Origin of the sequence: Prevotella sp. Sow4_E9_plate (assembly GCF_052116205.1) — a bacterium.
GTDB lineage: Bacteria > Bacteroidota > Bacteroidia > Bacteroidales > Bacteroidaceae > Prevotella.
Genome location: NZ_JBQKLN010000121.1, coordinates 1 through 891, shown reverse-complemented (window position 1 = coordinate 891; position 891 = coordinate 1). Strand labels below are relative to the sequence as shown.

Here is an 891-nt window from a genome sequence, read left to right as displayed (position 1 = left end):
CTCGGAGTCAATAATGTCACGCAAAACATTGCCAGCTCCAACACTTGGCAACTGGTCAATATCACCCACAAGCACTAAGCGCATGTGTTCGGGAATAGCCTTCATTAGATTATACATCAATATGATGTCAATCATAGAACACTCATCCACAATCAGCGCATCACCTTCCAGTGGGTTCTCCTCATTTCGTTTGTAACCATCTTGTGGATTAAACTCCAATAGTCTATGAATGGTCTTGGCTTCCATATTGGTAGCTTCGCTCATTCGCTTGGACGCACGGCCAGTAGGTGCTGCAAGCAAAATCCTCATTCCTGCCGTTTTATACGCAGTAATAATACCTTGCGTAGTTGTGGTCTTACCTGTCCCAGGACCGCCAGTCAGTACCATCACTTTCGAGCGAACCGCTTGTTGGATGGCAGCAATCTGAACCTCGTCATATTCTATACCAGAGACCTTTTCAATGGCTTTAATATCAGCCTTTAATCCGAGGTTATTTGCTCCTTGACTTTTTATTAAGGTCAAGAGTTTCTTTGCCGTTCCACGTTCAGAATGATAGAATGGAGGCAGATATATAGCTTCATTCTCACGGATGAGATCTTCCGAAGCAATCATCTCTGAAATGGCTTGTCTGATAGGTTCTTCGTCTGCTTCAAGCAGTTTCTTGGCAGCTTCTATAAGCTGCTCTTCTATAGCATATACATGTCCTTCGTTGGAAAGTTCATTCAAAGTGTAACCTATACCACTTTTGCAACGTCTCAAATCGTTTTTCTCGTAGCCCATCTTAGAGGCAATACCATCAGCGGTTTTAAATCCGATACCCCAAATATCATCTGCAAGGCGATAAGGATTCTCTTTCACGTTGTCGATGCTTTCCTTGCCGTACTGGCGATA

1 protein-coding gene is annotated in these 891 nt (G+C 43.5%); it reads right to left on the bottom strand.

What is annotated here, in order from left to right; translation table 11 throughout:
* Positions 1-891: AAA family ATPase (locus ACTQ53_RS17505; RefSeq protein WP_441934590.1), on the bottom strand; the 891-nt coding region annotated here is incomplete at both ends.